This window comes from Bradyrhizobium sp. Kon56 (assembly GCF_055807635.1).
Map to the genome: position 1 here is coordinate 1 of NZ_JBVVOU010000074.1, position 6,902 is coordinate 6,902.

The 6,902-nt window shown below is 59.9% G+C and carries 4 protein-coding genes and 1 pseudogene; 3 read left to right on the forward strand and 2 right to left on the reverse strand.

Features of this window, described 5'->3' with window-relative positions:
* Nucleotides 1-127: 127 nt before the first annotated feature.
* The gene (locus AC0L3B_RS37740; RefSeq protein ID WP_473382586.1) at nt 128-442 is read right to left on the reverse strand and encodes a tyrosine-type recombinase/integrase; all 315 of its coding nucleotides are present in this window, start codon (nt 440-442) and stop codon (nt 128-130) included.
* Between the two features lie 3 nt (nt 443-445).
* Nucleotides 446-1,075 carry a hypothetical protein gene (locus AC0L3B_RS37745; protein ID WP_473382579.1) on the reverse strand — a complete coding sequence of 210 codons (630 nt, stop codon included), beginning with the start codon at nt 1,073-1,075 and terminating at the stop codon, nt 446-448.
* A gap of 211 nt (nt 1,076-1,286) precedes the next feature.
* On the opposite strand from AC0L3B_RS37745, the gene AC0L3B_RS37750 reads away from it, so the two are divergent.
* The 3 genes and pseudogenes from AC0L3B_RS37750 (at nt 1,287) to AC0L3B_RS37760 (ending at nt 6,708) form a co-directional block, all read left to right on the forward strand.
* Nucleotides 1,287-2,723: an alpha/beta fold hydrolase gene (locus AC0L3B_RS37750; RefSeq protein WP_473382581.1), complete on the forward strand. Its 1,437-nt coding sequence runs from the start codon at nt 1,287-1,289 to the stop codon at nt 2,721-2,723.
* Nucleotides 2,724-2,773: 50 nt separating this feature from the next.
* Nucleotides 2,774-2,983: pseudogene (locus tag AC0L3B_RS37755) on the forward strand (IS110 family transposase); the annotation flags it as partial.
* 404 nt (nt 2,984-3,387) lie between these two features.
* Nucleotides 3,388-6,708: an AAA family ATPase gene (locus AC0L3B_RS37760; RefSeq protein WP_473382583.1), complete on the forward strand. Its 3,321-nt coding sequence runs from the start codon at nt 3,388-3,390 to the stop codon at nt 6,706-6,708.
* Nucleotides 6,709-6,902 lie beyond the last annotated feature (194 nt).

Genomic DNA, 6,902 nt, shown 5'->3' on the forward strand with positions numbered 1-6,902 from the left:
CAGCGCTTCAAAGCGCGGCTCAACAAAAGGCCCAGCGGCCAAATCCATTGCAGCCAACTTTTGCAACAAAATCGGCCCGCAGCCGACTGTGAGGGCAGCGCAGAGCACGTCTGCTCTGCCTCCCAAGTCAGACGTCAACCTGTTCTGCTATCGCGAGGGCGTCGTCGACCTCGATGCCTAGGTATCGAACGGTGCTCTCGATCTTGGTATGCCCCAGCAGGAGCTGTACGGCCCGCAGGTTGCCGGTTCGGCGATAGATCAAGGTCGCCTTGGTCCGGCGAAGGGAATGCGTCCCGAACAGGTGCGGGTCCAGTCCGATATCAGCGATCCAGTGAGATAGGAGTCGGGCGTACTGGCGGGTCGTCATATGCCCACTCCGCCGCCAGCCAGTGAACAAGTATTCTCCTGACTTCTTGCCAGTAAGCCGCAGGTAGTCGTCGATTGCCTACCGGGTTGATTCCGTCAGTTCAAATTTGACTGGCCGGCCGGTCATCGTTTGTCGGACGGTCGCGCGGTCGGCGACATATCCGCCCGGCGCAAGATCATCGACTTTCAAGGCTACGACGTCGCAGCCGCGCAGCTTGCTATCGATGGCGACGTTGAACAGCGCCAAATCGCGCTTTCGGCCTTCGACCTGGAGCTTGGTTCGGATTGACCGGACGTGCTGCGGCAGCTTGCCGCAAGGAGTTGCTGAAGCAGCTGATACAAGAAAACGGGCTGGAAGCACCGATCTTCTACAGCGAGCGTCATGAGGGTGACGGGCAGGCTTTATTCGAGGCGGCGAGCAAGCTGAACTATGAGGTCGTCTCCAAGCGGGTTGATGCACCGTACCGGTCGGATCGAGTAGCCGATCGGCGCAAGGGACGTTCAAGGCTACGACGTCGCAGCCGCGCAGCTTGCTATCGATGGCGACGTTGAACAGCGCCAGATCGCGCATTCGGCCTTCGACCTGGAGCTTGGTTCGGATTGACCAGACGTGCTTCGGACGGAGCGGCGGCTTAGCGCCGGCGACCTTTCCTTTATTCCACGGCAGGTACTTGGGGACGTTCGCAGTGGTGCTTGAGACATCTGTCATTATGACCTCCTCAGTTAATGAGGTTGGCCATTCTCAGCCGCTAATCCTCTGATACGTCGGCTTTCAGCGGAGTGGAGACGTACTTTGGACTAGTTCCATCGATCGAATTGACGGGACTGACCCGTTCCGGACTTGCACGACCAGTCCGCATCAGCCTTGTCCCAGCCAGGTATTGCGGGCAGACTAACCGCGGCATGAAAGGGCAGATGTCATGCAGCGCCGGCTTGCAGCCATTCTAGCGGCGGATGTGGTCGGCTACAGCCGGCTGATGGGCGTCGACGAGGTGGGGACCCTTAATTCCCTCAAATCTCACCGCCGGGAACTGGTCGACTGCGGCATTTCCGAGCACCACGGCCGCATCGTCAAAACCACCGGCGATGGGATGCTGGTGGAATTCGCGAGCGTCGTGGATGCGGTAGCCTGCGCGGTCAAGATTCAGCGCAGCATGGTTGGGCGCAACGCAGGCATCGCTGCAGAACGGCAGATCGTGTTCCGGATCGGGATCAACGTCGGCGACATCATCATCGACGGGGACGATATTTTCGGTGACGGTGTCAACATCGCCGCGCGCTTGGAAACGCTCTGCGAGCCGGGCGGCGTATGCATATCCAGGGCGGCGAACGACCAGATCCGCGACAAGCTGTCGATGGCTTTTGCAGATCTAGGCGAGCAGGCTGTGAAGAACATCTCGCGCGCAATCGGCGTGTTCGGGCTCACTGCCAAGGACATCGAGGCAATTCCGGACGCCGCGATTCCGTCGTCCGCAGCAGACACTGTGGCGGCGTCGACCGTCAGACACAAACAGGAAATCCACTTCTGCCAGACCCGCGACGGCGTGCAACTGGCCTACGCCCGCATGGGCCAGGGGCATCCGCTGGTCAAGACCGGGCACTGGATGACCCACATTGAATTCGACTTCGAAAGTCCGATTTGGCGGCATCTCTACCAGGAATTGTCCCGCGAGCACGATTTTGTCCGTTACGACGCAAGGGGAAATGGGCTTTCGGATCACGAGGTCCCGGACGTTACATTCGAGCGGTTCGTGGACGACCTCGAAGCGGTCGTTGACGCCGCAGGCATCGAGCGGTTTGCGTTGCTCGGCATATCGCAGGGGTGCGCGGTTTCGGTCGCTTACGCGGTCCGGCATCCGGAGCGGGTTTCACATCTGGTTCTCTACGGAGGTTACGTCGTCGGCTGGAAGAAGCGCGCCAAAACCGAGGCGGAAAAAGCGGCCGGAGACGCGATGTTGACGCTGATGCGGCTGGGATGGGGGCAGGAAAATCCGGCCTTCAGGCAGATGTTCACGTCCCAGTTCATTCCGGACGCCAGCAAGGAGCAGGCCGACTGGTTCAACGAGTTCCAACGCATCTCGAGCTCGGCCGAAGACGCCGCACGCAATCTTCTGGCGAATGGCGAAGTGGAAATCAGTTCGCTGCTGCCGCAGGTGAAGGTGCCGACCCTCGTCATGCATTGCCGCAATGACGCGAGGGTACCATTCGAGGCCGGTCGCCGGCTGGCCGCGGGAATTCCCGGCGCCCGCTTCGTCCCGCTGGAGGGTCGGAACCACATCATGCTGGAAGGCGAACCGGCTTTGGCTCGCTTTCTGGACGAGCTACGAACATTTGTAGCGTCCAATATCAAACACTGAATACATTTTGGGATGGGTACGGCGGGTGGCTTTTTGCCGACTAGTACGCTTCATCGCACCATTGGTCCCGCGAGCTGCAGGCGTTGGGGCATACGGTGCGTCTGATGCCTCCGGCCTATGTGAAGCCCTGCGTCAAGCGGCAGAAGAACGACAGCACCGACGCGGAGGCTATTTGCGGGGCGGTCACAAGGCCCAACATGCGGTTCGTGCCGACCAAGACGAACGAGCAACAGAGCTGTCTGATGCTTCATCGCGTACGCGTGAACGAGATCACAGCCGGTCATCCGGCTGTAACGTAACGGTTGGAAGGGCGAACAGCACTAATGCAGCGCCGGTTGATCCGGCGATCAGGACAACCCACATGGGCCATGAAATCTTCGAATGCGTGCTTTTGATCGGGACCTGATCCGCGGAGGGCATTATGGCCAGTGGTCATGAGTACCGCACAAGAAGGCCGAACACATGGCTGCCCCGACCAAGGCCGCAAGTGAAGATTCTCCTTGCCAACCCGGAGCCGTCCACCGGCCGTGCCCATCCGCCCGAGGACCGCTTGTGACCCCTGACCGGACATGCAACCTCGCGGCGGGTGCTGGAATAAGTCGGCGCGCGTGGTAGACTTTCGTATCGGTCCAGAGTGGGTTGCACAAAATCCGGAGGGGCCGCGATGCAGCAAATTGCCGACTGGCTCCAAAAGCTCGGAATGTCCGAGTACGCGCAGCGTTTTGCTGAAAACGGGATTGGTTTCGCAGCACTTCGCCATCTGACTGATCAGGACCTTAAGGACATCGGCGTGCTGCTCGGGCATCGGCGCGTAATGCTTGCGGCTATCCAGGAGCTTGGGAGCCCTGCCGTAGCTCAACGCGTTACGGCCGAGTTGACGCCCCAAGATGCCGCCGAACGTCGCCAAGTCACTGTGATGTTCTCGGACCTTGTGGGTTCAACAGCACTTTCAGCACGCATGGACCCTGAAGACCTACGCGAGATCATTTCCGCGTATCAGAAGTGCGTCACCGACATCGTGCGGCGGTTCGGCGGCTTTGTTGCGAAGTATATGGGCGATGGGGTACTGGTGTATTTCGGGTACCCGCAGGCGCACGAAGACGATGCGGAACGGGCCGTCCGGGCGGGGCTGGAGTTGGTGGCTGGCGTAGGTGCTCTGAAGATCCGTGCGCCCCTGCAGACGCGTATCGGCATCGCAACGGGACTGGTGGTTGTCGGCGACCTCATCGGGTCCGGCGCTTCTCAGGAGCACGCCATAATCGGTGAAACGCCAAACCTTGCGGCACGTTTGCAAGGGGTTGCTGAGCCGAACAGCGTCGTCATTGCGGAGAGTACTCGGAAGCTGTTGGGCAATCTGTTCGAGCTTGAAGAATTTGGGCCGAAAGAACTCAAAGGTATCTCAGGCGCCGTAGGGGCATGGGCTGCGTTGCGGCCGGCTTCAGTCGAAAGCCGCTTCGAGGCCTTGCACGCTAACGGATTGACCGAGCTTGTTGGACGCGAAGAAGAACTCGAACTCCTGTTGCGACGCTGGTCCAAGGCAAAGAGTGGTGAAGGCCAAGTAGTGCTGCTCTCCGGCGAGGCTGGGATTGGCAAATCGCGGCTTACGGCGGCACTGCTGGAAAGCATCGCTAACGAGCCGCATACCCGATTGCGCTATTTCTGCTCACCGCAGCATACCGACAGCGCTTTTTATCCGATCATCGGCCAGATGGAACGGGCCGCACGATTTGCGCATGACGACCCGCTGGAAACGAAGCTGGACAAGCTCGATACAGTATTGGCGCAGACTTCAACCTCTTTGGAGGAAATGGCGCTATTCGCCGACATGCTGTCGCTGCCAAAAGACGGACGCCACGCGGCGCGCGACATACCCTTCGAACAGCACCGCCAGCGGACATTTGAAGCGCTCGGGTCACAGGTGGAGGCATTGTCGCGCTCCACACCTGTGCTAATGATCGTCGAGGATGCACATTGGACCGATCCCACGAGTCAGGAAGCTTTCAGCGGGATCGTTGACCGGCTTCGGACCTACCGTGTGTTGTTGATTGTGACGTTTCGTCCAGAGTTCGAACCGCACTGGATCGGGCGGCCCTACGTCACTGCTCTCACCCTGAATCGGCTGGCGCAGCGCCAAATCGAGACGGTGATTGATCACATCGTGGGCAACCAGCTTATTTCGCCGAGCGTGCGGCAGGACATCATTGAGCGCACGGACGGGATTCCCCTTTTTGTGGAGGAGATGACGAAGGCGGTCCTGGAGACCAAGGGCGAGGGCGAAGCGCGGCGAACTACAGGCAATATTCCGTCACCTGCAGCGGCGGTCCCCGCAAGCCTGCACGCCTCGCTTATGGCGAGGCTCGACCAGCTCGGGCCCGCCAAGGAGGTGGCCCAGATCGGTTCCGCGATCGGGCGAGAGTTCTCTCACACCCTGCTTTTTCTCGTTGCGAGCAAGCCGAAGCCAGAGTTGGCATCCGCCTTAGACCGTCTGATCTCCGCTGGCTTGTTGTTCCGGCAAGGTGTGCCTCCGTATTCCCGCTATCTATTCAAGCACGCGCTGGTGCAGGACGCTGCCTATGGCACGCTGCTGCGCCCAAGACGGCAAGAGTTGCATGCACGAGTTGCCACCACCTTGGAGCAGCATTTCGCAGATCTGGTCGATCGGCAGCCAGAAATACTGGCCCATCATTTGACGGGTGCCGGACAGGCGGAACGAGCCTCTGATCAATGGCTAAAAGCGGGCCAGTTTGCGGCTTCCCGCTCCGCGTACGCCGAGGCGGTCAGTCATTTCGATCGTGGTTTGTCCCTGCTGCCATCTCTCTTGGATGCGCAGCGCGATCGGCAGGAGATCAAGCTGCAACTCGCTAAAGGCGTGTCTCTTAGTAACGCCAACGGCTTCTCCTCGGCCGAAGCAGCAAAAGCGCACGCTCGTGCGCACGAGCTTTCCGATAAGATAGGGGACATCGATTCTCAGTTCACCGCGATATGGGGGTTGTGGACTTTCCGACGTGCGTCGGATTGGAATGCGGCGCGCCAGCTTTCAGATAAGCTCCTGAGCCTGGTCGAAAAGAGTAATAATGTCGGCCTTCGCCTCGAAGCTCATCATACGCGTTGGACAACGCATTTCTTCTGCGGCGAACTCGCTCCGGCGCAGGAGCATTGCGAGAAGGGCCGAACCCTTTATGAGTTCGAGCAGCACCGGACGCACGCACACATCTACGGCCACGACCCTGGAGTCTGTGCAGGAACGCTAGGTGCCTGGAGCGCCTGGCTGCTCGGCTACCCTGACACGGCGCTCGCTCGCGTGAATGACGCGTTGGCGCTTGCGGAACGGGTGAACCATCCCTTCAGCCTTGCTATGGCGCGTCTGCATGCGTCGATATTGCACCAGTTCCGACGTGACTCAGCTTCGGTGCTGCAGTGCATTGAGAGCGCAGAGACCCTAGCGGCTGAGAAGCGCATTGCCTTGCCGCTCGATCCACGAGTTCTCCGCGGCTGGGCGTTGTTGGCACCGGATAGGATTGAGCCGGCGATTGCCTCCTACCGCGCGGCGCTTGCTGATCCGGTGAAACGAGGCACGATCCAGTACGCTCCCTATAGCTTTGCGCTCTTTTGCGAAGTGCTTTGTCGCACAGGAAACCACCCCGGCGGAGCCGAAGCCCTGACGGCTGCTGCTGCCATTGCGGAACAAAGCGGCGAGCACTGGTGGGATGCGGAAATCTCTCGGCTGCGAGGGTTGGTGGCACTATCTCGCGGCCAGTTCGGGGTGAGCAAATGGCTGCTGAAGTCCCTACAGACCGCTCGGCAACAACGGGCGAAATCACTTGAGCTCCGGGCAGCGACGAGCCTTGCCCGCTTATGGCGCGATGACGGCAAACGCACCGCGGCACGTGATCTGCTGGCTCCGGTTTACGGCTGGTTCACTGAAGGGTTCGACACGCTCGATTTGAAAGAGGCCAAGGCGTTGCTCGACGACTTAGCCTCGTGAGCCAGTCGAATGGTTTAGCGACTTCCGAGCTTTGCCCCTCTGAAGGTCCGACAACATCCGCTTTCGCGCCGCTATTGGGGACAATCGGACATTGGTTCATGCGGTTAATTTATGATGGGGGTGGACGCCCCGCCGACGGCATCGATGTGCCAAAGTGGAGGTGTTTAGCACCACTTAAGGGAGGCGTCCGTGTC

What these genes read in the sequence shown, in the direction of transcription:
- AC0L3B_RS37745 (WP_473382579.1), bottom strand. Translation starts at nt 1,075, where the DNA reads ATGACAGATGTCTCAAGCACCACTGCGAACGTCCCCAAGTACCTGCCG.
- AC0L3B_RS37750 (WP_473382581.1), top strand. Translation starts at nt 1,287, where the DNA reads ATGCAGCGCCGGCTTGCAGCCATTCTAGCGGCGGATGTGGTCGGCTAC.
- AC0L3B_RS37760 (WP_473382583.1), top strand. Translation starts at nt 3,388, where the DNA reads ATGCAGCAAATTGCCGACTGGCTCCAAAAGCTCGGAATGTCCGAGTAC.